This is a genomic window from Sphingomonas sp. AC435, assembly GCF_979253005.1.
This window is the reverse complement of sequence record NZ_CEEDCJ010000144.1, coordinates 1-224: the sequence shown is the minus strand read 5'-3', so window position 1 is coordinate 224 and position 224 is coordinate 1. Positions and strand designations below refer to the sequence as shown.

Sequence of the window (224 nt, the reverse complement as noted above, 5' to 3'; positions counted from 1 at the left end):
CGACCGACGCTGACCAGCCAGGCCCGGACAATGGCTTCGTCGAGGAGCGTCGACCACCAGAAGGCGCGGGTAACAGCACGCGAGCTGAACAGCACATCGTCGAGGAGATCCTGCGCCACAAAAGCCACCTTGGCGTCCACAAGCGCCGTCATGCTATGATCCATCTCATCCAGGATCGTCGCATGAAGATTGCAGAAGTCGCCCGGCAGAAGCAGTCCGGTGAT

General features: G+C 60.7%; 1 pseudogene. It reads right to left on the bottom strand.

From position 1 onward, the window contains the following. A pseudogene (locus tag AC0CH8_RS19240) lies at window positions 1-224 on the bottom strand (Crp/Fnr family transcriptional regulator); the annotation flags it as partial.